The sequence below is a fragment of the Bradyrhizobium sp. SZCCHNS30572 genome (assembly GCF_032484415.1).
Lineage (GTDB): Bacteria > Pseudomonadota > Alphaproteobacteria > Rhizobiales > Xanthobacteraceae > Bradyrhizobium.
On record NZ_JAUESY010000006.1, the window covers coordinates 158,013 to 182,266 of the forward strand.

23 protein-coding genes are annotated in these 24,254 nt (G+C 67.9%); 14 read left to right on the top strand and 9 right to left on the bottom strand.

What is annotated here, in order from left to right:
* Window positions 1-8: 8 nt before the first annotated feature.
* A complete protein-coding gene (locus QX048_RS17860; RefSeq protein WP_316173346.1) occupies window positions 9-1,043 on the bottom strand; it encodes a hypothetical protein in 1,035 nt (344 codons plus the stop codon).
* A 502-nt stretch (window positions 1,044-1,545) separates the two neighbouring features.
* Here QX048_RS17860 and QX048_RS17865 point away from each other — a divergent pair.
* The 3 genes from QX048_RS17865 to QX048_RS17875 all read left to right on the top strand — a co-directional run bounded on the left by QX048_RS17865 (window position 1,546) and on the right by QX048_RS17875 (window position 5,746).
* Complete coding sequence (locus QX048_RS17865) at window positions 1,546-2,043, top strand: YchJ family protein (protein WP_316200565.1); 498 nt, start codon at window positions 1,546-1,548, stop codon at window positions 2,041-2,043.
* Between the two features lie 396 nt (window positions 2,044-2,439).
* The gene (locus QX048_RS17870; protein ID WP_316200566.1) at window positions 2,440-3,948 is read left to right on the top strand and encodes a bifunctional class I SAM-dependent methyltransferase/glycosyltransferase family 2 protein; all 1,509 of its coding nucleotides are present in this window, start codon (window positions 2,440-2,442) and stop codon (window positions 3,946-3,948) included.
* Between the two features lie 205 nt (window positions 3,949-4,153).
* Window positions 4,154-5,746 (top strand): hypothetical protein, encoded by a 1,593-nt coding sequence (locus tag QX048_RS17875; RefSeq protein WP_316200567.1) that lies wholly within the window; start codon window positions 4,154-4,156, stop codon window positions 5,744-5,746.
* On the opposite strand, the gene QX048_RS17880 is transcribed toward QX048_RS17875, so the two are convergent.
* From QX048_RS17880 to QX048_RS17895, 4 genes are read right to left on the bottom strand one after another with little or no spacing between them, the layout of a single operon-like run.
* Window positions 5,686-6,216: a DoxX family protein gene (locus tag QX048_RS17880; protein ID WP_410052171.1), complete on the bottom strand. Its 531-nt coding sequence runs from the start codon at window positions 6,214-6,216 to the stop codon at window positions 5,686-5,688. The genes QX048_RS17875 and QX048_RS17880 overlap by 61 nt on opposite strands.
* Complete coding sequence (locus tag QX048_RS17885; RefSeq protein ID WP_315715964.1) at window positions 6,216-6,998, bottom strand: DNA-binding domain-containing protein; 783 nt, start codon at window positions 6,996-6,998, stop codon at window positions 6,216-6,218. The genes QX048_RS17880 and QX048_RS17885 overlap by 1 nt, the downstream gene beginning before the upstream one ends.
* Entirely contained in the window at window positions 6,985-7,905 is a 921-nt protein-coding gene (locus QX048_RS17890) for a DUF692 domain-containing protein (protein ID WP_315715965.1), read from the bottom strand. The genes QX048_RS17885 and QX048_RS17890 overlap by 14 nt, the downstream gene beginning before the upstream one ends.
* 39 nt (window positions 7,906-7,944) lie before the next feature.
* A complete protein-coding gene (locus QX048_RS17895) occupies window positions 7,945-8,250 on the bottom strand; it encodes a DUF2282 domain-containing protein (protein WP_315715966.1) in 306 nt (101 codons plus the stop codon).
* Between the two features lie 288 nt (window positions 8,251-8,538).
* Between QX048_RS17895 and QX048_RS17900 the strand changes: the two genes are divergently transcribed.
* Window positions 8,539-10,635 (top strand): adenylate/guanylate cyclase domain-containing protein, encoded by a 2,097-nt coding sequence (locus QX048_RS17900; protein WP_316200568.1) that lies wholly within the window; start codon window positions 8,539-8,541, stop codon window positions 10,633-10,635.
* Between the two features lie 14 nt (window positions 10,636-10,649).
* On the opposite strand, the gene QX048_RS17905 is transcribed toward QX048_RS17900, so the two are convergent.
* Window positions 10,650-11,387: a GntR family transcriptional regulator gene (locus QX048_RS17905; RefSeq protein WP_316200569.1), complete on the bottom strand. Its 738-nt coding sequence runs from the start codon at window positions 11,385-11,387 to the stop codon at window positions 10,650-10,652.
* Between the two features lie 198 nt (window positions 11,388-11,585).
* On the opposite strand from QX048_RS17905, the gene QX048_RS17910 reads away from it, so the two are divergent.
* Genes QX048_RS17910 through QX048_RS17930 form a run of 5 tightly spaced genes read left to right on the top strand, consistent with a single transcriptional unit; the run spans window position 11,586 to window position 16,263 of the window.
* The gene (locus QX048_RS17910; RefSeq protein WP_316200570.1) at window positions 11,586-12,620 is read left to right on the top strand and encodes an extracellular solute-binding protein; all 1,035 of its coding nucleotides are present in this window, start codon (window positions 11,586-11,588) and stop codon (window positions 12,618-12,620) included.
* Window positions 12,617-13,687, top strand: coding sequence for an ABC transporter ATP-binding protein (locus QX048_RS17915; protein WP_316200571.1), 1,071 nt, complete (start codon window positions 12,617-12,619; stop codon window positions 13,685-13,687). The genes QX048_RS17910 and QX048_RS17915 overlap by 4 nt, the downstream gene beginning before the upstream one ends.
* A gap of 2 nt (window positions 13,688-13,689) precedes the next feature.
* Complete coding sequence (locus tag QX048_RS17920) at window positions 13,690-14,556, top strand: ABC transporter permease (protein ID WP_316173334.1); 867 nt, start codon at window positions 13,690-13,692, stop codon at window positions 14,554-14,556.
* Window positions 14,553-15,353, top strand: coding sequence for an ABC transporter permease (locus QX048_RS17925; RefSeq protein ID WP_316187923.1), 801 nt, complete (start codon window positions 14,553-14,555; stop codon window positions 15,351-15,353). The genes QX048_RS17920 and QX048_RS17925 overlap by 4 nt, the downstream gene beginning before the upstream one ends.
* Window positions 15,354-15,357: 4 nt before the next feature.
* Window positions 15,358-16,263 carry a polysaccharide deacetylase family protein gene (locus QX048_RS17930; RefSeq protein ID WP_316200572.1) on the top strand — a complete coding sequence of 302 codons (906 nt, stop codon included), beginning with the start codon at window positions 15,358-15,360 and terminating at the stop codon, window positions 16,261-16,263.
* A gap of 6 nt (window positions 16,264-16,269) precedes the next feature.
* On the opposite strand, the gene QX048_RS17935 is transcribed toward QX048_RS17930, so the two are convergent.
* Complete coding sequence (locus QX048_RS17935) at window positions 16,270-16,425, bottom strand: hypothetical protein (protein ID WP_315715974.1); 156 nt, start codon at window positions 16,423-16,425, stop codon at window positions 16,270-16,272.
* Window positions 16,426-16,463: 38 nt separating this feature from the next.
* Between QX048_RS17935 and QX048_RS17940 the strand changes: the two genes are divergently transcribed.
* Window positions 16,464-17,348, top strand: a complete 885-nt coding sequence (locus tag QX048_RS17940; protein WP_316200573.1) for an NAD-dependent protein deacetylase — start codon at window positions 16,464-16,466, stop codon at window positions 17,346-17,348.
* 124 nt (window positions 17,349-17,472) lie between these two features.
* Here QX048_RS17940 and QX048_RS17945 read toward each other — a convergent pair whose 3' ends face one another.
* Window positions 17,473-17,646, bottom strand: a complete 174-nt coding sequence (locus QX048_RS17945; protein WP_316173331.1) for a hypothetical protein — start codon at window positions 17,644-17,646, stop codon at window positions 17,473-17,475.
* A gap of 186 nt (window positions 17,647-17,832) precedes the next feature.
* Between QX048_RS17945 and QX048_RS17950 the strand changes: the two genes are divergently transcribed.
* Window positions 17,833-18,078: a hypothetical protein gene (locus tag QX048_RS17950; RefSeq protein ID WP_315750682.1), complete on the top strand. Its 246-nt coding sequence runs from the start codon at window positions 17,833-17,835 to the stop codon at window positions 18,076-18,078.
* A gap of 61 nt (window positions 18,079-18,139) precedes the next feature.
* On the opposite strand, the gene QX048_RS17955 is transcribed toward QX048_RS17950, so the two are convergent.
* The gene (locus QX048_RS17955; RefSeq protein ID WP_316173330.1) at window positions 18,140-19,444 is read right to left on the bottom strand and encodes a sorbosone dehydrogenase family protein; all 1,305 of its coding nucleotides are present in this window, start codon (window positions 19,442-19,444) and stop codon (window positions 18,140-18,142) included.
* Window positions 19,445-20,625: 1,181 nt separating this feature from the next.
* On the opposite strand from QX048_RS17955, the gene QX048_RS17960 reads away from it, so the two are divergent.
* The 3 genes from QX048_RS17960 (at window position 20,626) to QX048_RS17970 (ending at window position 24,244) form a co-directional block, all read left to right on the top strand.
* Window positions 20,626-21,951: a DUF3422 domain-containing protein gene (locus QX048_RS17960; protein WP_316200574.1), complete on the top strand. Its 1,326-nt coding sequence runs from the start codon at window positions 20,626-20,628 to the stop codon at window positions 21,949-21,951.
* 69 nt (window positions 21,952-22,020) lie between these two features.
* The gene (locus QX048_RS17965; protein WP_316200575.1) at window positions 22,021-22,713 is read left to right on the top strand and encodes a DUF2848 domain-containing protein; all 693 of its coding nucleotides are present in this window, start codon (window positions 22,021-22,023) and stop codon (window positions 22,711-22,713) included.
* A 376-nt stretch (window positions 22,714-23,089) separates the two neighbouring features.
* Window positions 23,090-24,244, top strand: a complete 1,155-nt coding sequence (locus QX048_RS17970; protein ID WP_316173326.1) for a glycosyltransferase — start codon at window positions 23,090-23,092, stop codon at window positions 24,242-24,244.
* Window positions 24,245-24,254 lie beyond the last annotated feature (10 nt).

The window sequence follows — 24,254 nt, forward strand, 5'->3', positions numbered from 1 at the left end:
CGGGAGCCTCACACCTTCCGCCCGACCATCAGCAGGATGCCGCCGATCTGCGGCAGCAGCGCCAGCAGGATCAGGCGGAGCATGACGAAATCGTCGGCCGACGGCTTCATTGCGCCGCGCGACACCCAGGCGACCAGCTTGATCGCGGCCTCGGTCTGCGGATCGGCGGTCTGGCTCACCGTGGACATCGCCGCATCCAGCGCCTGGCGACGCTCGGCGACCGCAGCCTCGCGCTCCCGACAGAACTTGCCGACGCCGCCCTTGCACTCGCGGTCGCGCGCGGTCATCGCATCGGCGAGCGCGGTCTGCGCGGCCTGCACCGCGGGCGTCACCCGCGAGGCGCGCGCCAAGGTGACGTCGCTGATGTTGGTCGAGGCGAAGCCGATGCCGGCGGTGACCGCGAATACGAAGGTCATCACCCACACCGCCCATCCGGCCAGAGCCGAGGCGCGGTGCCGCGCCTGCCACAGCCGTGCGGCGCAGGTCGGCATCACCAGCGCGACGAGGTCGGCGGTGACGCCGACCGCAAGGAACATGTAGCCCGCGGTGCTGTTCGAGCCGAGCGAATGCGCGAACCAGCCGTTCATGGCCATGCCGACCGCGGCCAGCGCCAGTGCGGCCAGCTGCAGCAGGACCGACGAGGCGGTGATGCGCCCGGTCGCGGCCTTGGCCAAAGCAGCCGGCGCGGTTGTCGCGACGACCTCGCCTTCGATCACTGCTGGCGTCTCCCGCGGTGTCATCGTCGCCGGCGTGGCTGGAGCCGGGATCGCCGCTGCGGCGGCGCTCGCGGCTGCTTCCGTGCGCGGCTGCTCGGCTGCGGCCGAGGACTTCGCCGGCTCGTTCACGAGCTCCAGGAAGTCCGGCATGATCAGTGTCTCGGACGCGAGCATCTCGTCATCGAGCGCCGCCATCTTGGCCTTCTCGGCCTTGTCGGCTCGGGGCCGTGGGCGTGGCTTGACCACCTTGGCCCGCTTTGGACGCGGCTTGGCCGTCTTCGGCTGCTGCCAGGGAATGATGGATGCGACTACGGACTCATCAGCCATCGGGGCTGCTCCAATCGGTAGTGATGGGCGCGACGCTGCGTTTGCACGCAGCGCGTCTCGCGCCGGCATCGGGTGCACGTCTGATCGGGAATCGGGCAGCGGCCCGCCTCGAGGCGGGCCTTCGTTCTTGCGGCCGGGCTGGCGTCGCGCGAAGAAATCGTTGGCGTCTCACGCGCCCTGATCCGCCGATGATGCGGAGGGCTTGCGGTCACAAGCGCCACGTAATGAGGCGGCGCCCGGAAGGTTCTGGTCCGCGCGGGGCCGGGCCGGTCAGCCGTGCGCCCAACACCCTTGTTCTTAACCAATGGTTAACACGGATTCGCCGGTTTCGAAACCACGCCGGGCCGTCGTCGGGATGTCAGCTCGCCGGCAACGGAGAACTGCGTCTTTGCGGTCACAACCGGAGGTGACGAGCTCTTTGTTCGGTGGACGAACGCAGGGTGCCGCGCGCTGGTCAACGGGCTATGGTGGGATCTCGGAAAAGGAGCTCTGTCGTCGTCTCATGCAATGTGCCTGCGGATCGGGTCTTCCCCATGATCGCTGCTGCGGTCCCTATCTCGATGGTGACGATCAGCCGCCGACCGCCGAGGCGCTGATGCGCTCGCGCTACACGGCCTATACGCGCGGCGACATCGGCTATGTCGAAGCGACGCTCGCCGCCGACCGGCGCGGTGCGTTCGATGCGGTAGCCGCGAAGGATTGGGCGACACGCGCCACATGGCTCGGCCTGCGCATCGTCTCGTCGGTCCGCGGCCAGCCCGGCGACGCCGACGGCGTCGTCAGCTTCGTCGCCAGCTATCGCGAGGCTGGCAAGACCATCGAGCACCACGAGGTCTCGCAGTTCCGCCGCGACGCCGACGGTGCCTGGCGCTTCGTCGAGGGTGACGCGCGAGCCGTCGTCACGGAGCCGAAGTGGGCGGCTGCCACCGCGAAGGTCGGCCGCAATGATCCATGCCCGTGCGCTAGCGGCAAGAAATACAAGTTCTGCTGCCGGCGGTGAGCGCAGCGGCATTTCTCGATCGCGGTGCGTCGCCGGGTTGATAGGAGGGGGAGCCGCGACGGCGGGCTCGTCAGGTGCTTCCGTGCCCCGCGAAGGCAGGCGCGCGGGCACTCAAGCCGCTGGTGCCGGCGCCAATCTGGCAACGGCGGTCCAGCGTCGCCGGTCTTCCCGCGCCCGCTTAGTTGCGAGCGCGAATGAGATGCAAAGATCGGAAGCATGCGGCGCGAACGATCGCGGCGGCCTCATTGTGGCTGGCCGATGTCTGCTCGTTTCCGTCGCGCGTCAGAGCGGGGGCGCCACGATGCCGACAGAGCGGAGGACTTCTCTGCCGCCGCCTTGACTCCGCCCAACCGGGCTGGCCTAGAAGGACGTAGTTCCTAACAGGGGTGGTATCAGGTGGCGGAGTTGGACGAGCAGGTCCGGCAGGACGAACGCGAGCGGTCGCAGGTTGCCGCAACCCCGTCGTCGGCAACGAAGGCGCTGTCACCGCGCAAGGCGGCCATCCTCGACCATGCCAACGATTTCGCCGATGCGCGCGCCAGCTGGCGCGACAAGGCGGCGTTCTTTCACAGCGAGGACGCGTGCTATCTGCGCTTCCTGATCCCGCCGGGCAGCCGCGTGCTCGAGATCGGCTGCGGCCTCGGCGATACCCTGGCATCGCTCGCGCCGTCCTACGGCGTCGGCATCGACTTCAGCGAGAAGCAGATCAAGATCGCCCGCAGCCGGCATCCTGAGCTGACCTTCATTCTGGGCGACGCGGAGGATCCGGCCACGCTCGCCGCCGCCACCGGCCCGTTCGATGTCATTCTGGTGCTCGACACCATCGGTTCGCTCGACGACTGCCAGCAGTTCATCGAGCAATTGCACCCGCTGTGCGCGCGCGAGACGCGACTCGTCATCGGCTACTTCTCGCACCTCTGGTATCCGCTGCTGAAGGCTGCGGAAGCACTGGGCCTGCGGATGCCGCAGCCGGAGCAGAACGTGCTGTCGCCAGCCGACCTGCGCAGCCTGGCGCACCTGGCCGATTTCGATCCCGTCAAGTCAGAGCAGCGCGTGCTCTCGCCGCTGCGGCTCTACGGCTTCGGCCGTTTCGCCAACCGCTTTCTCAGCGTGCTGCCGGGCCTGCGCGCGCTGGCGCTGCGGCACTATCTGGTGTCGCGTTCGCTGCGCCGCGTGAGCGACGACGTCCGCTCGGCCACCGTCGTCATCCCCGCGCGCAACGAGCGCGGCAACATCGAGCCGGCGGTCCGGCGCATCGCGGCGTTCTGCAACGACGTCGAGATCATCTTCGTCGAGGGCCACAGCCAGGACGGCACCTATGAGGAGATGGAGCGGGTGCGCGCGGCATTCCCCGATCACGACATCAAGCTGATGCGCCAGCCCGGCAAGGGCAAGGCCGACGCGGTGTTCACCGCGTTCGACGCCGCGCGCGGCGACGTGCTGATGATCCTCGATGCCGACCTCACCATGCCGCCGGAGCAACTGCCGAAATTCTTCGAGGCGCTGCGTTCCGGCAAGGGCGAGTTCATCAACGGCTCGCGCCTGGTCTATCCGATGGACGAGGGCGCGATGCGGTTCCTCAACCTCATCGCCAACAAGACCTTCTCCTATCTGTTCTCGTGGCTCCTGAACCAGCGCTACACCGATACGCTCTGCGGCACCAAGGTGCTCCGCCGCAGCGACTATGTCAGGCTCAAGGCCGGCAAGGCCTATTTCGGCGATTTCGATCCGTTCGGCGATTTCGACCTGATCTTCGGCGCCTCCAAGCTGAACCTGAAATCGATCGACCTGCCGATCCGCTACGCTGCGCGCAGCTATGGCGAAACCCAGATCTCCCGCTTCCGCCACGGCTGGATGCTGCTGAAGATGGTCGTGTTCGCGTTCTTCAAGATCAAGGCGATCTGAGGATGTGGGTGTGGGACCGCGGATCGAGCGCCGCTCGCGGTGCGCTCCCTCGCCCCGCTTGCGGGGAGAGGGTCGGGGTGAGGGGGACCTTCCACGCACTGAGATCGTGGAGAGTCCCCCTCACCCGGATTGCATCTTCGATGCAATCCGACCTCTCCCCGCAAGCGGGGCGAGGTGACGACTGCGCCACTTTCGCGATGTCCGCATGACCAGAGGCGTCGACGCGCTCGATCGCCTGACCCCGTTCGGCTGGCGCGGCGGCGTTGCCGTCGCATTGCTGCTGTCATTCGTCTCGTTCCTTCTCGTCGGCTATTTCACGGTCTATTGGCGCAACGCCGACATGGACTTCATGGTGATCTACAATGCGCTCGCCATGAACGACGGCGGCGCGCAGGCCTTCTTCGATCACCCGGCCTATCTCACCATCCTTTCGGTCGAGACCTGGTTCGCGCTGCTGCACCGGATCGGCCTGCTCGACGCCTGGACATTGTCGGCGATCCCCGCCGACCGCGCCGCCTTCGACGCGGCAATGACTAGCGCCGTCCATGCCGGACGCGTCGCCGCGCTGCTGACGGCCGCCGGCATCATCCTGGCCTTTGCCTGGGCCGCGCGCCGGCTGGTGTCGGATTGGCGCATCGCCATGCTCGCCGTCACCGCCTTCGCCTTCTCAGGCGGCGTGCAGATGCATCTGCGCATCCTGCGCAGCGAGATGATCGCGGCGTCGTTCTGCATCCTCGCGCTGATGATCCTGATCGCGGTCGCGCGCCGCGCCAGCCTGATGCGGCCGCTCGCCGCCGGACTCGCCGCGCTGCTCTGCATGCTCGGCCTGGAGAACAAGGTGCATGCGATCCTGCTGATCGCCGCCATTCCCGTGCTGCTGTTGCCGTTCGGGACGGCGACGAGCGCAAGCGTGGCGTTCTGGCAAAGCTCGCGCGCGTGGGCGGCCGTCATGGTCGCTGCCGTGGCGGCAATAGTCGCCGCGATGGCCGCCTGGCCGCTGGTCGCCGCCGGCTTCGACCCCGTCAATGCGACGGCTGCCGGCCTCAAGCCGATGCTGCTCGGCCGCTTCGGCCTCTATCAGTTCGCGCTGCTCGGCGTGGTCGCGGTCTGCATGGCCGCCTTCGCGTGGTTATGGCGCGTGAGCGCGGCCGAGACCGTCGCGGCGCTGCTGGCGGTGGTGGCCGGCGCAAGCCTCGGCCTGCTGGCACTGAAGTTGAGCTACGACATCAACGATGTCGTGGTCGTGCTCAATCCGCTCGAGAAGATGATCACCTATGTCGACGCGCCCGAGGCCGCCGGCAGCCTGGGCGGTGCGATCGGCCTGTTGCTGTCCGGCGTCCTCGGGGTCATCCGGCGCTACACCTTCGTGCTGCAATCGTCGGCCCGCCCCGCCGTGTTCCTGACCTGGCTGATCATCCCCGGCATCGTCATGGCCTGGCGCCGCGGTGAGCGGCAGGCGGCCATCCAAGCCGTCCTCCTGATGCTGGCGGCCATCGGCATCGACACGCTCGGCGTCCGCCGCGGGCTGAAGGTCGAGTACTTCGTCTTCACCGATCCCCTGATCATCATCGCCGGCATGGTCCTGCTCGATCGTCTGTCGGACCTGCGCTTTTCCCGCTTCGCCTATCCGATCGGCGCGGTGCTGCTCGCACTCCATGTCGGCATCAGCCAGGCCGAGCCGGTCAAGATGGCGCTCAAGCGCAAGGGGCCCGAGGAGGTCTGCGAGTGGCGCGGCTACTACATGCCACGGCTCGCGCTGCCCTGGTGCGCGCCGCCGAACAGCCCGCCGAGGACGTGATCGAGCGAGATCTTTCCACCGCCATGGGCAATGAGGCCCAGCGCCATCGCGGCCCAGGTCAGATGGATCGGCCAGCCGTCGGGCACCGTGAGCTCGACGATGCACGTCATGAACAGCAGGCCGAGTGCCGCGAACCGGGTGCCGAGGCCGAGAATGAGCAGGACGGGGAAGGTGACCTCGCCGCAGCCCGACAGGAACGCCATCACCGTCGGCATGGGAAAGTGGTAGGGACCGCCGGGCAGATGCAGCATGAACTCGTCGCTGAACAGCGTCACGGCGGTGTCGCTCAGCCTGAGAAAGCCGTCCCATTTGAGAATGCCCGAGCGCCAGAACGGCACCGCCAGCGCAATGCGGGTGACGAGTTGGACCAGGGTGAGCGGGGTCGCGCTCTGCAGCAGCCGCACGGTCTGGCCGACGAGGGAAGGCAGCGACAGTGTCGCGGTCGGCGCCATGGAGTGGTCCGTCGTCATCATGCGTCCTCGAAACCGATGTCCGTGAAGGCGCCGGCCTCGATCAGGCCGGCAATGTTGGTGGCGAGATTGAACTCCGGCGCTGCCTCGAACGCGGCTTCCGCGGCCACGCCGAGCGGCTGCCGCGTGATCAGCAGGCTCGCGAAGATCGCGCCGCCCCGCGGCAGGTGGCGCACGGCGACGTCGAACGCGGGCCGCGTGATCAGCGCGTCCTCCGGGACCGAGCCGTCGATGCGCGGCACCGGGGCATCGCCGCGATTGGCCGAGAAGATCGTCACCGCCGCGAAATCCGAGCGCACGATGCGGGTGGCGGGATGAGCGGCGAAGCGCAGCTCGGGCAGCCGCTCGGGCGGCACCGTCGCCAGCGTGGCACCGTCGAGCGGGGCGGCGTCTGCCGCGTGATAGGCGTCGAGCCAGGCCCGCTCGATCTGTGCGACGTCCGTCAGGAACGGCATCGTCCGAGCGTGCTCGTAAGCTGCGATGAAAGCGGGGAAGTCGCGTCCATAGTCGACGAGCAGCGGCGACGTCGGCGGCGTTTCGCGTACATGCGCCCGCGCCATCGCGCGGAAGAAGTCGGGCCCGGTGATGCGCTGCACCGCCGGATAGATCGCGACGAGCGACTCGATCAGGCTGACCGTGACGTTGTTGCGGTAGACGTTGAACCGGCGCCCGGCCGCCTTGGCCAGCGGACCCCTGACGGCGACAGGCGTCGCGCGATCCGGCGTCAGCAGCGCCGCGGCGAACTGAGCGGCATAGTCGGACATATGCTCAGGCTGCGGCATCGCGCACCTCTTGCGAGCAGTCGGGTGCGTGGTCATCGAGAATCGCCTGCGCGGCCGCGGCCTCTGCCTTCAGCACCGGCCAATCCGGAATGTTGCTGTCCCATTCGATCAGCGTCGGCATCGGACCGTTGCGCGCGACCACGCTGGCGAACAGGGCCCACACATCATAGGCGACGGGGCCGTCATGGCTGTCGATCAGCAGCGGCTCGCCTTCATCGTCGGCCTGCACGGCGTGACCGGCGAGATGGATCTCGCCGACAGCGGCGAGCGGAACGTCGGCCAGATAGTCCTGTGGCGAGAAGCCATGATTGATCGCGGAGACGAACACGTTGTTGAGGTCGAGCAGGAGCCCGCAGCCGGTGCGGCGGACGATGGCGCGGATGAAGTCGGTCTCGCTCATCGTCGAGTCGTGAAAGGCGACGTAGGTCGACGGATTTTCCAGCAGGATCGGCCGGCGGATCGCGCTCTGCACCTCATCGATATGGTCGCAGACCCGTGCCAGCGTGGCCGTCGTGTAGGGCAACGGCAGCAGGTCGTTGAAGAACGTCGCATCGTGCGTCGACCATGCCAGATGCTCGGAGACGAGGCTTGGCTGATAGCGGGCGACGAGCTTGCGGAAGCGCGCGAGGTGGTCGCGATCGAGCGGCTGCGGGCCGCCGATCGACATGCAGACGCCGTGGATCGACAGCGGATGATCCCTGCGGATCGCCTCGAGCTGATGATGCGGCGGCCCGCCGGCGCCCATGTAGTTCTCGGCGTGCACCTCGAAGAAACCGCACTGCGGCGCTTCCGCCAGGATGGCGGCCAGGTGCGACGGCTTGAAGCTGGTCCCGGCCACGCCGCCGAGAGGTGGCGGAAAGCGAAGCGGCATGGTGGGGCCCGGTGCAGGGGGGGCATCGGTGCGCATGCTGCGTCTCCGCTTTCCGCTTGGGGTGAACGAGAGCGATCAGATCGGCTTGAGCGAGCCCTTGCGGCCGCCGGGGACGTCGATGCTGGTGCAGGTGCCGCCCTGGACGAATTTCCACGCGTTGCCCTGGAAGTCGATCGTGGAGGTGCCCTGGCAGGTCGTGCCGGGACCGGCGGCGCAATCGTTCTGGCCCTTCAGGGCAACGCCGAAGCATTTCTCCTTCTTGGCGGCCATTGCGGCTTCCGCTTCGGCCTTGGTCAGTGGCCCGGCCATTGCGAGGCTTGCGAGCGCGGTGCTGACGGCGCCGGCGAGCGCCAGCGTGGTGACGGTTCTCTTGGCGGACATGACAATTCCTCTCGTGTTCTGCGTCGCTCGCTTGGCGACGCGCATCTCTCCTTCGCCCGCAGCCACGACAATGTTACGTGGCGACTCCGCTCACGACCCTGTGAGCGGTATTGCGTGCTTGGGAGCTGCCCTAGTCGAGCGCAAGCCGACTCGAAGTGCCAATGCTTTGCAGGCATCATCGACTTAGCCGGCCGGCATTGGCGGTTCACGCCATCGGAGCGCAGTCTGGCGGCTCCCGCTCGCGTGCCGCCCCGCGCGCCGATCGGTCCGATCGGAGATCCACCTGCGATGATGGCGAGCGCAAAGAGCCGAGTGCCGCGCCGAGGCGCCGCCGACGAGCGGCTGACCGTCAGCATCCGCTTCGCCGTGTCGGCCCTGGTGCTGACCGCGATCCTGCTGACGGCCCTTGCCTCGAGTCTGTTGTGGTGGCGCACCTCGGAGGCGATCAGCCGTCAGCTCGCGAGCACCATCAACGCGCAGATCGCGGGCGCCGTGCGCAAGGAGGTGAGCGCGATCGTCAGCGAGGCGCGCGCCGCGCACACCGCCATCCGCACGCTGTTCCTGCAGAACGTGCTCGACACCCGCGAGGCGGACAAGCGCGAATTCGTGTTCCTGTCGCAGCTGCAGTCGCAGGCGACGATCTCATCGGCGGCGTTCGGCTGGCCGGACGGCTCGTTCTTCGCCGCCCACAAGCTCGGCGACCGGCGCCTGGAGATGATGGAGATCTCGCTGACCGATCATCCCGGCCAGCGCCGCGTCGATGAATACGACGTCGTGCCCGGCGACATCGAGTTCGCGACACGCCGCTTCGAGCCGACCCGTTTCAAGGTCGCCGACCAGCCCTGGTTCAAGGAGAGCCTCGCTGCGGACGAACCGCGCTGGTTCAGCGTCGATCATCATCCGAGCGGAGACCGCCCGGCGATCGCGCTGGCGGGCCCGATCGATGTCTATCAGGAGCGGCAGGGCGTGCTCGCCATCATCATCGAGCACGCGCGCATCTCGCGCTTTCTCGCCCAGCTTCAGGTCGGCCGCACCGGCAGCGCCTTCATCCTGGCGCTTGATGGCGGCGTGGTCGCGGCGCCCGACGAGACCGCCGACGAGGTCAATGCCGGGCAGGGCCGCCAGCCGCTGCTGCCGATCGCGCAGCAGGCGATGCGGTCCTCGCGCGAAGGCGACGAGGCCTGGCGCGGGCGCGTGCTATCGGGCGACGGCGCCTTCGAGGTCGCGCGCACGGCGCTGCCGTTTCCCGGCTGGTCGCTGGTCACGGTGATTCCGGAAGCGGAGTTTCTCGGTCCGGTCGACGCGGCGCTGCGGCGCGTGATCATCGGTCTCGGCATCGGCGCCGTGCTCGCGGCGCTGGCCTCCGCCGCGCTGGCGCGTGCCGTCATCGCAGCCCCGCTCGGGCGTGTGGTGGCCGAATTGCGTCACGTCGAGGCCTTCGCGCTCGAGCAGGTGCGACGTCATCCCTCGCGGCTGCGCGAGATCGCGAGCCTGTCCGGCGCCATCGCCGAGATGGCCGGCGGCCTGTCGTCATTCGGAAAATTCATTCCCGCCGATCTCGTCCGGCAATTGCTGCGGCAGGGCGTCGATGCCAGGCCGGGCGGCCATGTCCAGGAGCTCAGCGTGATGTTCATCGACATCGCCGGCTTCACCGGGCTGTCGGAGCGCATGGGCGACCGCGTCGTGCCGCTGCTGTCGCGCTATCTCGACCTGATCTCGACCGTCATCGTCGATCACGGCGGCACCATCGACAAGTTCATCGGCGATGCGGTGATGGCGTTCTGGGGCGCGCCGGCCGCGCAGCCGGATCATGCGGGTCTCTGCTGCCGCGCCGCGCTGGCGTGCCGAGACGCGGTGGAGGCCAGCGGCCTGTGCGACGATGACGGCCGGCCGCTCGCCATCCGCATCGGCATCAACTCCGGCCCCATGCTGGTCGGCAACATCGGCTCCGAGCTGCGTCTCAACTATACGGTGATCGGCGATGCCGTGAACGTCGCGAGCCGGCTGGAGGGCGCCAACAAGATCTACGGCACCGATATCCTGATCGGCGAGGGCACCGCGCGGCTGGCGGGCGATGCGTTTCTCACCCGCGAGATCGACCGCATCGCCGTCTATGGCCGCGAAGAGGGCCTGCGCGTCCATGAGCTGGTCGGGCTCGCGGAGAATGTCGCCGCGCAGGACGTGCGCTGGATCGCACACTACGCGCGCGGACTTCAGGACTATCGCGCGCAGCACTTCGAGGTAGCCATCGCGGCGTTTGAAGCAGTCCTCGCGCTCAAGCCCAGCGATCGCGCCGCCGAGGTCATGATCGCGCGCTGCAGGCCCCTGGCAGGCACGCGGGCGGATCATCATTGGCATCCGGTGACGGCGCTGACGACCAAGTAACGTGGCCGGTCCGGCTAAGCCGACCGCAGCTTGCCGCGCAGCGGCCGCCGTCCGGCAAACACGGCGGCGAGATCCTGAGACGGCGTCGAGGCATCGTCGTCGAGCCGCAGCCGGCCCTCGACATGCAGGAAGTGCTCGCGCGACACCGCGATCGCGCGCATCAGGTCGCGGTCGCGCAGCGCGGCGACGATCGCGCCGTGCTCGTCGACGGCGCAGATCGAGTGTGCCGCCGGCTCGTACACCGACACCATCACCGAGGAGCGGCTGAGCAGGTCGCCGAGCATGCGCGACAATTCGGGATTGCCGATGGAGTCGACGAGATGGACGTGGAACGCGCCCGAGAGCCGCACCGACGTCGCGCGATCGCCGCGCTGCGCGGCGGCGCGCTCCTCGGCCAGATGCGCATCGAGCCGTGCGAGCAGCACGTCGTCGATCCGCAGCACCAGCTGGCTGAGCACACCGGCCTCGAGCACGCGATGCGCCTCGTAGACCCGTCTGATATCATCGAGCGTCGGCCGCGGCACCCGGGCGCCGCGGTTCGGGATCATCTCCAGCCGCCGCTCGGCGCCGAGCCGGTGCAGAACTTTCCGGATGCGCTCGCGCGAGACGCCGAAGATCGCGGCGAGCGGCGTCTCGGCGAGCTTGGTGCCGGCCTTGAGCTTGCCCTCCAGCAGCGCGCGCAGGATGGCCTGGTACACCGCCTCGTCCTCGGCGGGATTGGCCTTCCCGATTCGCTGCGCTCGCATCGCCATGAGGTTTTAGCTAGGCCCAAAGCCGCGGCACGTCACCTCCAAAAAATGTGCACATTCTGTCCGCGGCCGGGCGCGCTGCGGATCGAGACATAGCCCGGAACGCTGATCTCATTGATGAATCAAGAATGTGCACATTTGGCACGGCGCTTGCTGATCGCGGGTGACACGCCACGCGACAGCTCACACGGGATCCTCGTCATGCACCCCTTCTCCCGCCGCAGCCTTCTGAAGACCAGTGCGGCCTTCGCCGCCACGCTCGCCGCGCCAGCCCTGGTGCGCGCCGCCCCGAAAGAGATCGTGATCGGCGGCCCGGCCGGCGCCGCCAAATATTTCAACTCCGACCTGTTTCCGGTGCTGGAGAAGAAGCTCGACTGCAAGGTGCTCTATGAGGGCACCAACTCGCTGACCAATCTGCAGAAGATGCAGGCCGACAAGGCGAGCCCGAAGATCTCGGTGGTGATCATGGACGACCCGGTGATGCTGCCGGCCGCGGCCGAAGGGCTGATCACCAAGATGTCGGCGTCGGCGATTCCCAATCTCGGCAAGCTGGTCGACGACGCCGTGCACCAGGACGGCATGTGGGCCAATTACCAGAAGCCGTGGGTGGGCATCGCCTATTCCACCAGGCGCATCAAGACGCCGCCCGTCAGTTGGGCCGAGCTGTGGGACGCGAAATACGACTCCAAGATCGTCGTGCCGTCGCTGTCCAACACCGAAGGGTTCTGGACGCTGCTCGCCGCCGCGCATCTCGAGACCGGCAAGCCCTACAAGGAGGCGCAGTACGAAATCGACGCCGGCTTCAAGAAGATCAAGAGCCTGAAGGCCAATCTGCTGAACGTCTATACCAACGCACCGCAGGCCATCAATCTGCTGGAGCAGGGCGAGGCCTGGATGATCGGCGGCCAGTTCTCGGCCTACACGCTGATCCGGAAAGCGGACGGCTCGCCGGTCGATCTCGCAATCCCGAGGGATGGCGGCTTCTCGATGCCGTCGGGCATCGCCAAGGTGAGCGGCGCGCCGGCCGGCGACCTCGCCGACGCCGCGATCGACTTCTATCTCAGCCCGGAGGCGCAGAGCATCCTCGCCAAGACGGCGTTCATCGCGCCGACCAATCAGGCCACGCCGCTGCCGGCCGGTTATCCCGATCCCGCGACATTGTTCGCGCCCGACTGGGCCTTCATCGCGAAGAACCGCGCCGGCTGGGTCGATCGCTGGAGCAAGGAGATGACATGAGCGCCGCTCCGCATCTCGTCATCAGCGGGGTCTCGAAGCGGTTTGGCGCGGCGACCGTGCTCGATCGCGTCGATCTCACGATCCGCCGCGGCGAGCTGGTGACCCTGCTCGGCCCATCCGGCTGCGGCAAGACCACCTTGCTGCGTGCGATCGCCGGCCTCGCGCCGCCCGACACCGGGACGATCGCGCTCGCCGGGCGCGACGTCACCCATGTGCCGCCGCACCGGCGCAATGTCGGCGTCGTGTTCCAGAGCTATGCGCTGTTTCCGCATCTCACCGTCGCCGGCAACGTCGCCTTCGGACTGAAGGTGCGCGGCACGCCCAAGGCCGAGACCGACCGCGCGGTCGAGCGCGCGCTCGCGCTGGTCAAGCTCAGCCATCTCGGCGGCCGCCGCATCTCGGCGCTGTCGGGCGGCCAGCAGCAGCGCGTCGCGCTGGCGCGGGCGATCGCGGTCGAGCCGGACGTGCTGCTGTTCGACGAGGCGCTGTCGGCCCTCGATCGCAAGCTGCGCGAGGAGATGCAGGTCGAGCTGCGCCGCCTGCTGCAGGAGGTCAAGGCGACCGCGATCTTCGTCACTCATGACCAGGACGAGGCGCTGACGATGTCGGACCGGGTCGCGGTCATGAACAAGGGCCGCATCGAGCAGCTCGCCGCGCCGCGCGAGCTGTATGCCCGGCCGGCCAGCCTGTTCGCGCTCAACTTCGTCGGGCTGTCGACGCGCATCGCCGGCCAGGTTGTCGGCGCGCAGGACGGCACCGTGGAGGTGGTGACGCCGGTCGGCCGTCTGTCGGCGCGCGGCGCGTTCCAGCCGGGCGCCTCGGTGATCGTGGCGACGCGGCCGGAGCAGTTGCGGCTGGGCGCTGGTGACGGTGCCAACTCCGCGACCGGCCGCGTTCGGTCGGTCGTGTTCCAGGGCTCGCGGACCCTGGTGGACGTCGATGCCGGCGCTGGCGCGAGCCTGCTCGCCGAGCTGTCGGGCCGCGAGGCCGAGCTGCCGCGCGTGCATGACGAGGTCCGCTTCGCCTGGCCCATCGCCGAAACCTTCGCCTTCGCCGCCGAGGCCTGACCATGACCGACGCCGTGCTATCAGCGCCGATCGTCAAGCCCGCGCCGGATCGCGAGCGGCTCGCGGCGTTCGGCTTCGTCGCGCCATCGCTGCTGATCATCGCGCTGGTGTTCGTGCTGCCGCTGGCGCTGCTGCTCGGCGTCAGCGTGCTCGACCCCAAGGGCGGCGTCACCTCGGCGCATTACGTCCGGCTGCTCGGCACGCCCTATTACCTCGGCGTGATCTGGAACTCGCTGCGGCTCGGCCTGCTGACGACCCTGATCGCCTTCCTCGTCTCCTATCCCGCGGCGTTCGCGCTGGCGCGCGCGCGCGGGCCGCTGCGCTCGATCCTGCTGGCGACCTTGTTCCTGCCGCTCGCCGCCTCCGTCATCGTCAAGGCCTTCGCCTGGACCATCCTGCTGCGCAGCGACGGCCTCATCAACGCGGTGCTGATCGCGGTGGGGATCATCGAGGACCCCATCCGCATGATCTTCACCCAGACCGCGCTGATCGTCGGCGCCGTCAACATCTTCCTGCCGTTCATGGCGCTGCCGATCTACGCGGTGGTGGCACAGCTCGACGGGCGCTATGCGGAAGCCGCCGCGACGCTCGGCGCCTCGCCGCTGGTCGTGTTCTTCCGTGTCATCCTGCCGCTGACCCTGCCGGGCATCATCGCCGGCGTGGCGCTGGTGTTCTCGCTGTCGGTGTCGGCCTATGTGGTGCCGACGCTGCTCGTCGGCGAGAAATATCCGACGCTCGCCACCACCATCGCCAAGGCCTATCTGCTGGCGCGCGAGCCCGGCTTCGGCGCCGCCGCGGGCGTGGTGCTGCTGGCGATCGCCGTCATCGTCGTCGCGCTCAGCGCGACGCTGTCGCGGGAGCCCAAATGATGTCGCGGCTTGCCATCATCGTCTGCTGGGTGCTCGCGATCGGGCTCGCATTGTTCCTGCTGCTGCCGCTGGTCGTGATCGTCGCGGCCAGCTTCTCGCCGACGCCGGTGTTCGACCTGCCGCTGTCGGGCGCATCGCTGCGCTGGTATGGCCGCATCGGCCGGCTCGACGGCTTCTGGCCGTCGCTGTTCTTGTCGCTGCAGATCGCGGTTCTGTCGACCGCGTTGTCGCTGGTCGCCGGCACGCTCGCCGCCATCGCGATCGCGCGTGGCCGGCTGCCCGGCGCGACGGCGCTCGGCACGCTGCTGGTGTCGCCCTTGATGATGCCCGGCCTCGTGCTCGGCATCGCGCTCCTGCAATATTTCCGCATGATCGGCTTCACCGCGACCTGGAGCGCGCTGCTGGTGGCGCATCTCGTGGTCACGCTGCCTTACGTCGCGCGCACCATGATCGCCGGGCTCTCTCGCTTCGACTTCACCCTGATAGAAGCCGCGCGCACGCTCGGCTGCACCTATGCCGGCAGCGTGATGAGGGTGATGGTGCCGGCTTTGGCGCCGTCGTTCCTGATCGCAGGTCTGTTCAGCCTGCTGGCCTCGTTCGACAATTATCCGGTCTCGATCTTCCTCACCGACGTCCGCTCCAAGACGCTGCCGATCCGCATGCTGCAATATATCGAGGAGGCGCCCGATCCGACGTTGGCCGCGCTCTCCACCCTCATTCTTGCCGGCACCCTGGTGCTGCTGCTGATCAGCGATCGCCTGGTCGGCCTGCACCGCATGGCCGGAACCGCGGATTGACACGATGACCTCACAGCCTGCCTTCCGCCGCGATCTCACGGGCTATGCCGGCAGGCCGCCGCATCCGCGTTGGCCCCACGACGCACGCGTCGCGGTGTCGCTGGTGGTGAATTTCGAGGAGGGCTCTGAATTCTCGATGTGCGACGGCGATACGAGCAACGAGGCGATCTACGAGGTCGTGCACCGGCTCGACGGCCCCGACCCCTGCATCGACAGCCATTTCGAATACGGCACGCGGGCGGCGTGGTGGCGCATCATGGACCTGTTCGACAGCCATGGCGTCAAGGTCACCGTCAGCGCCTGCGGCCGCGCGGTGGAGCGTTCGCCGGAGCTCGCCCGCGATGCCGTGGCGCGCGACCATGAGATCTCTGCGCATGGCTGGCGCTGGCAGAGCCACGCCGGTATGGGCAAGACCGAGGAGCGCCGCGTGATCGCGCGCACGGTGGAGACGATCCAGCGCGTCACCGGCAGGCCGCCGCTGGGATGGCACACGCGCTCGGCGAGCTCGCCCAACACGCGGCGGCTGCTGGTCGAGCAGGGCGGCTTCCTCTACGACAGCGACGCCTACAATGACGACCTGCCGTATTACGTCGAGGTTGCCGGCCGGCCGCATCTGGTGCTGCCCTACGCCTTCGACAGCAACGACATGCAGTTCTTCAACGGCTCGCGCTTCCGCGGCGCGGACTTCGCCGATTACGTCATCGACGCCTTCGACTGGCTGGTGCGCGAGGGCGCGACGGCGCCGAAGATGCTGTCGATCGGGCTGCATCTGCGCATGATCGGCCGCCCCGGCCGGATCGGCGCGCTCGACCGCATCCTCAATCACATCACAGGCAACGGTGCGGCGTGGATCGCGCCGCGCGCCGACATCGCCCGGCACTGGCTGGCGACGGTGCCGCCGGAATCCTGAGCGCGGTCAATCGTCGTTGGCGATGTCCTCGTCGGTCAGCGGCACCTCGATGGTGCCGCCCTCGCCGGTCGCGAGGTCGCGCTCGTCATCGATCGGCTCGCCATCCCGTTCGTCCGCGTCGAGCGGCCACAATCCGCGATCATGCCCGTTGCGTGGTGTCATGGCAGGTCCTCCCGCCGGGATAAGATCGGGCGCGCGCAATGGTTCATGCGATCCGGCCGGGGTGTGGCGGACTGGCGCAGGCCGGTTCCGGCGACTACATCTGCGCCATGGCTGATCCCACCGCGCTGAAATCCTTTCTCGATAATCACCACCGCATCGTCGTGCTCACCGGCGCCGGCTGCAGCACCAACTCCGGCATTCCCGACTATCGCGACACCGACGGGCAGTGGAAGCGCACGCCGCCGGTGACCTATCAGGCCTTCGTCGGCAGCGACGATACGCGCCGCCGCTATTGGGCGCGCAGCATGGTCGGCTGGCGGCGGTTCGGCCGCGCCCAGCCGAACGGCGCGCATCATGCGCTGGCGCGGCTGGAGGCGCAGGGCAAGAGCTCGCTGCTGGTGACGCAGAATGTCGACCGGCTGCACCAGGCCGCCGGGACCAACAACGTCATCGATCTGCACGGACGGCTCGATCGCGTCCGCTGCCTGGGATGCGGCGCCATGGTGTCGCGGGCCGACTTTCAGGACGAACTGGCCGGCGCCAATCCGCGCTGGCTGGCGCATGATGCGGCCGCCGCGCCCGATGGCGATGCCGATCTCGACGGCGTCGATTTCGCGGACTTCAATGTGCCGGCCTGTCGCGCCTGCGGCGGCATCCTCAAGCCCGACGTCGTGTTCTTCGGCGAAACCGTCCCGCGCGAGGTCGTCGCCACCGCGCGCGAGCATGTCGAGCAGGCCGACGCCATGCTCGTCGTCGGCACCTCGCTGATGGTCTATTCCGGCTTCCGCTTCGTCCGCGCCGCCGCGGACCGCAACATCCCCATCGCCGCCGTCAATCTCGGCCGCACCCGCGCGGATGACCTCTTGTCGCTGAAGGTGGAAGCGCCGTGCGACGAGGCGCTGGCGTTTCTGCTGGAGGAGTAGGGCGGGCCGCCCTCTCTCCGCCGTCATGGCCGGGCTTGACCCGGCCATCCATCTCCTCGGTGCTTCAGAAGATGGATGCCCGGGTCAAGCCCGGGCATGACGAAAAACTAAAATGGTGTCCGCCTCACCGCGACTGCGGTTTCTCGCGGTTCTCGATGCGGTCCTTGTTGTTGACCTGCTCGTTCTCCGGCTTGCCGACCTCGACCGTCTTGCCAGCCTGGTTGCCTGGATTGTAGTGGAACTTGCCTTCGTGATGCTCGCCCGGCTGATTCTGCTCGGGATTGACGTTGTCGGCCATGAAACTCTCCTGTCGCTGTGCCGGACAACGTCGCGGGCGTGATGCTTGTTCCGCGGCCGAGCGCCGCGGCGCCGTTCATGCGGCATCACCCCTCTCTGTGCGGACCATCACGGAAGCAGCGCGCCCTGACCGTCATGATCCTCGCATGGGCTGCAGGGGCAGCCGCAAGCAACGAGGGACAAGGTCATGACGTCCAGCATTCGTCTTTTCGCCGCCGCCATCGTCGCCGGCGCGGGCCTGCTCGCATCCGCATCGACATCGCCGGCGTCTGCCGGCTGGGAATGGCTGGGAAACAAGAACTACATCAACTGCCTGCAACTGTTCGCGAGCGGCAACTTCCTGATGCCGGCAAACGCCACCCCGGCCCAGCGCGCGGCCAAGCACGAAGCCGGCCGCCGCTACTGCAACCGCCAGTACTACGGCCACGATTGAAGATGACAGTTGCAGGCACGATCGAGGCCGCGCGCCGCCTCGATCGTCGCAGCCTGCTGCCTCACGCGCCCGTCACGCGCCAGATGCAGTTGCCGACGTCGTCGGCCACCAGCAGCGAGCCGTCCGGGCCGAGCGTCACGCCGACCGGGCGGCCATAGGAGAAGCTCTCGTCGGGCGCCAGGAAGCCGGAGAGGATGTCGCGCGCCGGGCCGGACGGCTTGCCGTTCTCGAACGGGATGAACACGACCTTGTAGCCGGACAGCTTGCTGCGGTTCCACGAGCCGTGCTGGCCGATCACCATGCCCTGGGGGAAGCCGGGCAGGGTGCCCGCGGGCAGCCAGCACAGCCCGAGCGAGGCGGTGTGGCCGCCGAGCGCGTAGTCCGGCGTCAGCGCGGTCGCGACCAGGGCCGGATCCTGCGGCACGCGGTCGTCGACCGTCCTGCCCCAGTAGCAATAGGGCCAGCCATAGAAGCCGCCCTCGCGCACCGAGGTGAGGTAATCCGGCGGCGTCTCGTCGCCGAGCCCGTCGCGCTCGTTGACGACGGTCCACAGCACCTTTGTCGACGGCTCGAACGCCAGCCCCACCGCATTGCGCAGGCCTGATGCGAAGATGCGGCTCGCGCCGCTTGCGATGTCCAGCTCATAGATGCAGGCGCGGCCCTCCTCGACCTCGAAGCCAAGTTCGGCGATGTTGGTGAGCGAGCCGACGCCGGCATAGACCTTGCTGCCGTCGGGGCTGACCAGCAGGCTGCGCGTCCAGTGTCCGCCCGGCTTGAACGTGGTGAGACGCTTGCCCTGCGCGGTGATGCGCTCGGCGCCCGCGCTGTACGGGAAGGCGACGATGCCGTCGGTGTTGCCGACATAGAAGGTGTCGCGGACCAGCGCCATGCCGAACGGCTGGCTGAGATTCTCCATGAAGGCGTTGCGGCGCTCGGCCTTTCCGTCGCCGTCGGCATCGACCAGCCTTGTGATGCGGTTGGCGCTGACGCCCAGCGCTGCGGCGCGGCGCATCGTCGCCTGCATCGCATAGCCGAACATGTTGCGCACCGGGCTCGGAATCTGCGTCGCCTCGGCGATCAGCACCGACTTGTCCGGCATCACATAGATCCAGCGCGGATGATCGAGCCCGGTGGCGAACGCATTCACCTTCAGCCCCGCCGCCGCCACCGGCTTTTCGCCGTCGCGCCAGCCGCGCGCCGTCGGCATCTTCAAGGTCGGCAGCAGGCCCTGCGGCTTCGCCAGGGGAATCTGCGGCTGCGCGCCCCAGGCCGGCTGCGGCGTCTCCCCCTGCAATTTGCGCCACTGCAGCGCCGCATTGCCAACCAGCGCGACACCGCGCGCAACGATCGAGGAGAGGGTTGTCATGGGAGTCCTGTGAGGGCTTTGATGCAAATGGGATCTGATGGGCGAGGGACCATCGAGCGATGGCAAAGGGCCAATCTGTTATGATCTACCACGCCCACCGTGACAATTGCATGGGTCGCGGATCGGGGCTGCGGAACCCGGGGCTTTCACCTGGCACGCATTCACGTATCAGAGCCAACCTCCGGCGGCGTCTGGCATGCGGGGCGCTGCGGTTGATCGTGCAGTGCCGATCGGCAATTGGCGTGGCTTGGTCAAGCCCAACTATATCGGCGCCATTGCTCGCAACGAAATGGGTCGTTGCGACGCTGAAGCGCGCAGATCGGTTGCCCGTCATGCCGGGCTTGTTCCGGGCATCCACGTCTCTCCCCGACGAACGACGAGGATGGCCGGGACGAGCTCGGCCATGACGATGAGGAAAGAGACAGGCACGATCTTCCCGAAATGCGGTCGCCCCGCATCATCCTCGGCCAGCCCATCTCGTCAAAATTCTTCCTTGCTATTTTTCCGAAATCATGCTCTACTCCCTGCATCCCGTCCTCATGCAGAGGGGCGTACGCGTCGTCACGATACGTTGAGGCGGGGAGCGGTGGCCGCGAGTGTTGTCAGGTGCTGATGCGCTGGACGATTGGCAGCTCGCGGACGTTCAAGCCGTGTGGTCCTGGCGCCCCGATGCTGGCGCCAAGTCTGGATGACATGACGTGTCATCAGGCGACGGGGGCAAACAAGCCGGTCCCCGGGGAGAGCTCGGAGCAGACGTTAAACCCATCGCGCAGGGAGGGCCGGGTCTGTCCGGCTGAACCTGTGGTTCCTGCCCCGTGCAATTTTTCCGCACGGGGGCCACGGGCCTCAGTCGAGGTCCGGCCTTCCCTGCGCCCTCGGCATTTCCGGAGGGTTTTGATGAGAGCAATCTCGGGCGCGATCGCGCCGCGGGAGGTGTTGGTGTGTCTGCGTGCATCATGATCGACTTGCCGTGGCGCTGAGAGAGCCGCCAGCGCGCACAATGTCGCCGCAGCCGTGGCGCCGTCATCGAATTGCGCTACACTGGTGTCACACGCTGCCGGCGCGTTGGCCGGCCGGACGACAATGGAAGTCAGGGGGATGCACGGCATGACGGGGGTGATCAATTCAGGCGCAGCGCGATCGTCTGCGTCAGGTGTCGCTCTCACGCGCGGACTCTCCCGATGACGTCGCTCGACAAGTCCGCCTTCACGCCGCATGCCCTGCGCGAGAGCGTGCTGAACGAGGTGCATGCGCGGCCGTTCACGCCGCTGACGCAGCCGGTGCTGGTGATCCGCTTCGCCTTCATGGCGAAAGGCGACAGCGCCACGACCGACCGCGCCAGCCTCGCCGCGTTTTGCGCGCAGCGCGGTGCGCCGCCGCCGGAGCCGGGCGTCAAGCATCACCAGGTCGATGTCGGCCCTGTCAGGCTGCGCTTCGAGCAGCATTCGGAATTCGCCACCCTCACCTGGATCTGGAGCCCGCCCGCGGACTCAGGCCCGCGCCGCTTCGGGGCCATTGCGCCCGAGCTGCAGGCGCTGATCGCGGCGCTGCCGCAGGCCGGCGAGCTGCTGGTCGCGGTCAAGCTCGAGGTCGAGAATGCGGCCGATCCGGTGGCGCGCGCGGAGGAGATCTTCGACAAGAGCAGCCTCGCCATCGTGACGATCAAGGGCAGCGCCGGCGCGGTCGCCTCCGATTTTCGTCTCGACGATGACGGCTTCACCCGCATCCTGGTCTGCGCCGACGGCCCGACCCCGGAGCGGCTCGGCGCGCTGGTGCAGCGCGTGCTGGAGCTTGAGACCTACCGCACTTTGGCGCTGCTCGGCCTGCCGGCGGCGCTGGCGCTGGCGCCGGACGTCGACCGCATCGAGCGGCGGCTGGTCGAGGTGCTCGCGGAGATGCAGGGCGCGCAATCGTTCAAGCTCAACAACCACCTGCTGCGCGAGCTGACCGAGCTCGAAGCGCTGCTGGAGCGCGGCGCCACCGGCAGCCTGTTCCGGTTCGGCGCCAGCCGCGCCTATTACGACCTGGTGCAGGCCCGCCTGGCGGTAATCGAGGGCGAGCCGGTCGCGCCGTATTCGAGCTGGTCGTCGTTCCTGGCGCGGCGCACCGCGCCGGCGATGCGCACCTGCAACGCGCTGGAGGGACGGCAGTCGAACCTGTCGCTCAAGCTGGCGCGCGCCGCCGATCTGTTGCGCACCCGCGTCAATGTCGAGCTGGAGCAGCAGAACCGCGATCTGCTGCGCTCGATGAACGAGCGCACCAAGCTGCAGCTGCGCCTGCAGAGCACGGTCGAGGGGCTGTCGGTGGCCGCGATCGGCTATTACGTCGTCAGCCTGTTCGGCTATCTCGCCAAGGGCGCGCATGACACCGGCCTGCCGGTCGAGCCGACGCTGGCCACCGCCGCCTTCGTGCCGGTCGCGATCGCGCTGATCTGGTTCACGACCCACCAGATCCGCAAGCGGCATCTCAAGGAGGACCACGAGGCGGAAAAGGCCGAGCGCGAGTGACGCGCGGCGCTTGCCAGCGCGCGGCGAGGCGGCTAAGCGGCGGTCTGACGGGACAGAGGCGATGAGACGATGAGCGGCACGACAATCGAATTCCTGGTTCATGCAAGCGGTGCGGCGACGCGGCAGCGGATCACGCTGAACCGCCTCGTCATCGCCGGCTGGACCGGGCGCGATCCGGTCGCCCGCGACAAGCACATCGCCGAACTGGAAGAGCTCGGCATTGCCCGGCCGGCGACGACGCCGATCTATTACGAGGCCGCGGCGAGCCGCCTGACGACATCCCGCAGCATCGAGGTCAGCGGAGGCGACTCCTCCGGCGAGGTCGAGTTCGTGCTGGTGCAAGCGGGCGGAAGGCTGCTGGTCGGCGTCGGCTCCGATCATACCGACCGCAAGGTCGAGACCTACAACATCACCGTCTCCAAGCAGATGTGCGACAAGCCGGTGGCGCCCGAGCTGTGGCTGGTCGACGATGTCGCCGCGCATTGGGACCGACTGATGCTGCGCGCCTACGCGACCATCGACGGCGAGCGCGTGCTGTATCAGGAGGGTGCGCTGAGCGGCATGCTGGCGCCTTTCGACCTGATCGCGCGCCGCTATGGTGAGGCAGGCCTGCCCGAGGGCACCGCGATGTTCGGCGGCACCTTTGCCGCCAAGGGCGGCATCCGCCCCGCCGACCGCTTCGACTTCGAGCTCGTCGATCCCGTGCTGAACCGCGCCATCCGCCACGGCTACGCGATCGAGCAGCTCGTCATCGCCGGCTGAGGCGGCGCGCGATCACGTTCGCGTGCGGCGGAATGCGCTAACGATCAGGCCGCGGCGCGTCGTCGCGGCCGTCGCCATGCATGGCTGCATTCGCGCAGGCGTTGCGATCCGCAAGGGCCTGTTAAGCAAGGCGGCCTATGGTGCGGAGTGTGCCGAAGCGGGACCATGGCCTCGTTTCGCGTTCTGGTCCGGCACACCATGTCACGGCATGAGACGCAATGCGGCTGGCATATCCTTAATCGATCCTTACCTGATAGCAGCGGATTCGACAGGTCGGACGACAAGGGCGATTAACTAGAAGTTTAGGATTGGGTTTGTGCGCGTGAACGCCTCCCTTAAGGGTTTTATTAAATACCCCGGGAATTGGGAGAGTGCGGTGCGCGTCGCGATCGTCCACGATTGGCTTTACGTTCTCGGCGGCGCCGAGAAGGTCCTTCAGGAGATCCTGCGCTGCTATCCCGGCGCCGACGTCTTCACGCTGTTCGACCTGCTGCGTCCCGAGGACCGCGCCAAGCTGGGATTCGAGAAGTCGCACACCAGCTTCCTGCAGAAGATGCCGCTCTTGCGGAAGTATCACCGCTCCTATCTGCCGCTGATGCCGCTCGCGATCGAGCAGCTCGATCTGTCGAGCTACGACCTGGTGATCTCCTCGAGCTGCGCGGTGGCGAAGGGCGTTCTGACCGGGCCGGAGCAGCTGCACATCGCCTATGTGCATTCGCCGATGCGCTATGCCTGGGATCTGCAGCACCAGTATCTGCAGGAGAGCGGCTACGCCACCGGCGTGAAGGGCCTGATCGCCCGCTCCTTGTTGCACAAGATGCGGATCTGGGATGCGCGCACCGCGCACGGTCCCGACGCCATCTTTACCAATTCGCAGTTCGTCGCCCGCCGCATCAAGAAGATCTACGGCCGCGACGCCAAGGTGATCTATCCGCCGGTGACCATCGCGCAGCGCGATGCGATCCTGCCGGTCGGCAGCCACTTCCTCGCCGCGAGCCGGCTCGTGCCCTACAAGCGCATCGAGCCGATCGTGCGCGCCTTCAACACCATGCCGGACCTCGAGCTGGTCGTGGCCGGCGACGGTCCGGAAGCCGCGCGGCTGAAGTCGATCGCGGGGCCGAACGTCAAGTTCGCCGGCTTCGTGCCCGACAAGCAGCTGCGTGACCTCATGACAACCGCCCGCGCCTTCGTGTTTGCGGCGGAAGAGGATTTCGGCATCATCCCGGTCGAGGCGCAGTCCGAAGGCGCACCGGTGCTGGCGCTCGGCCGCGGCGGTGCACGCGAGTCGATCCTCACCACGGGGCCGCGGCCGACCGGCATGTTCTTCGGCTCGCCCGAGCCCGAGGCGATCGCGGCCTGCGTGCGATCGTTCGTGGCCAAGGAGAAATCGATCTCGCGGCTCGACTGCCGCCAGCGCGCCAGCTTCTTCTCGGCCGAGCGTTTCCGCAGCCAGTTCGTCGCGGCGGTCAACGAGGAGATCGACAGTTTCCGTGCGGGACATCAGGGCCGCGCGACGCGGCTGATTGCGTAATATTGGATGT

Bases quoted from the DNA above. Each gene is read 5' to 3' on its own strand.
- QX048_RS17910 (WP_316200570.1), top strand. From the start codon at position 11,586: ATGCACCCCTTCTCCCGCCGCAGCCTTCTGAAGACCAGTGCGGCCTTC.
- QX048_RS17925 (WP_316187923.1), top strand. From the start codon at position 14,553: ATGATGTCGCGGCTTGCCATCATCGTCTGCTGGGTGCTCGCGATCGGG.
- QX048_RS17885 (WP_315715964.1), bottom strand. From the start codon at position 6,998: ATGCCGCAGCCTGAGCATATGTCCGACTATGCCGCTCAGTTCGCCGCG.
- QX048_RS17865 (WP_316200565.1), top strand. From the start codon at position 1,546: ATGCAATGTGCCTGCGGATCGGGTCTTCCCCATGATCGCTGCTGCGGT.
- QX048_RS17880 (WP_410052171.1), bottom strand. From the start codon at position 6,216: ATGACGACGGACCACTCCATGGCGCCGACCGCGACACTGTCGCTGCCT.
- QX048_RS17950 (WP_315750682.1), top strand. From the start codon at position 17,833: ATGACGTCCAGCATTCGTCTTTTCGCCGCCGCCATCGTCGCCGGCGCG.
- QX048_RS17900 (WP_316200568.1), top strand. From the start codon at position 8,539: ATGATGGCGAGCGCAAAGAGCCGAGTGCCGCGCCGAGGCGCCGCCGAC.
- QX048_RS17905 (WP_316200569.1), bottom strand. From the start codon at position 11,387: ATGGCGATGCGAGCGCAGCGAATCGGGAAGGCCAATCCCGCCGAGGAC.
- QX048_RS17860 (WP_316173346.1), bottom strand. From the start codon at position 1,043: ATGGCTGATGAGTCCGTAGTCGCATCCATCATTCCCTGGCAGCAGCCG.
- QX048_RS17940 (WP_316200573.1), top strand. From the start codon at position 16,464: ATGGTTCATGCGATCCGGCCGGGGTGTGGCGGACTGGCGCAGGCCGGT.
- QX048_RS17945 (WP_316173331.1), bottom strand. From the start codon at position 17,646: ATGGCCGACAACGTCAATCCCGAGCAGAATCAGCCGGGCGAGCATCAC.
- QX048_RS17965 (WP_316200575.1), top strand. From the start codon at position 22,021: ATGAGCGGCACGACAATCGAATTCCTGGTTCATGCAAGCGGTGCGGCG.
- QX048_RS17935 (WP_315715974.1), bottom strand. From the start codon at position 16,425: ATGACACCACGCAACGGGCATGATCGCGGATTGTGGCCGCTCGACGCG.
- QX048_RS17895 (WP_315715966.1), bottom strand. From the start codon at position 8,250: ATGTCCGCCAAGAGAACCGTCACCACGCTGGCGCTCGCCGGCGCCGTC.
- QX048_RS17890 (WP_315715965.1), bottom strand. From the start codon at position 7,905: ATGCGCACCGATGCCCCCCCTGCACCGGGCCCCACCATGCCGCTTCGC.
- QX048_RS17875 (WP_316200567.1), top strand. From the start codon at position 4,154: ATGACCAGAGGCGTCGACGCGCTCGATCGCCTGACCCCGTTCGGCTGG.
- QX048_RS17930 (WP_316200572.1), top strand. From the start codon at position 15,358: ATGACCTCACAGCCTGCCTTCCGCCGCGATCTCACGGGCTATGCCGGC.
- QX048_RS17960 (WP_316200574.1), top strand. From the start codon at position 20,626: ATGACGTCGCTCGACAAGTCCGCCTTCACGCCGCATGCCCTGCGCGAG.
- QX048_RS17955 (WP_316173330.1), bottom strand. From the start codon at position 19,444: ATGACAACCCTCTCCTCGATCGTTGCGCGCGGTGTCGCGCTGGTTGGC.
- QX048_RS17915 (WP_316200571.1), top strand. From the start codon at position 12,617: ATGAGCGCCGCTCCGCATCTCGTCATCAGCGGGGTCTCGAAGCGGTTT.
- QX048_RS17920 (WP_316173334.1), top strand. From the start codon at position 13,690: ATGACCGACGCCGTGCTATCAGCGCCGATCGTCAAGCCCGCGCCGGAT.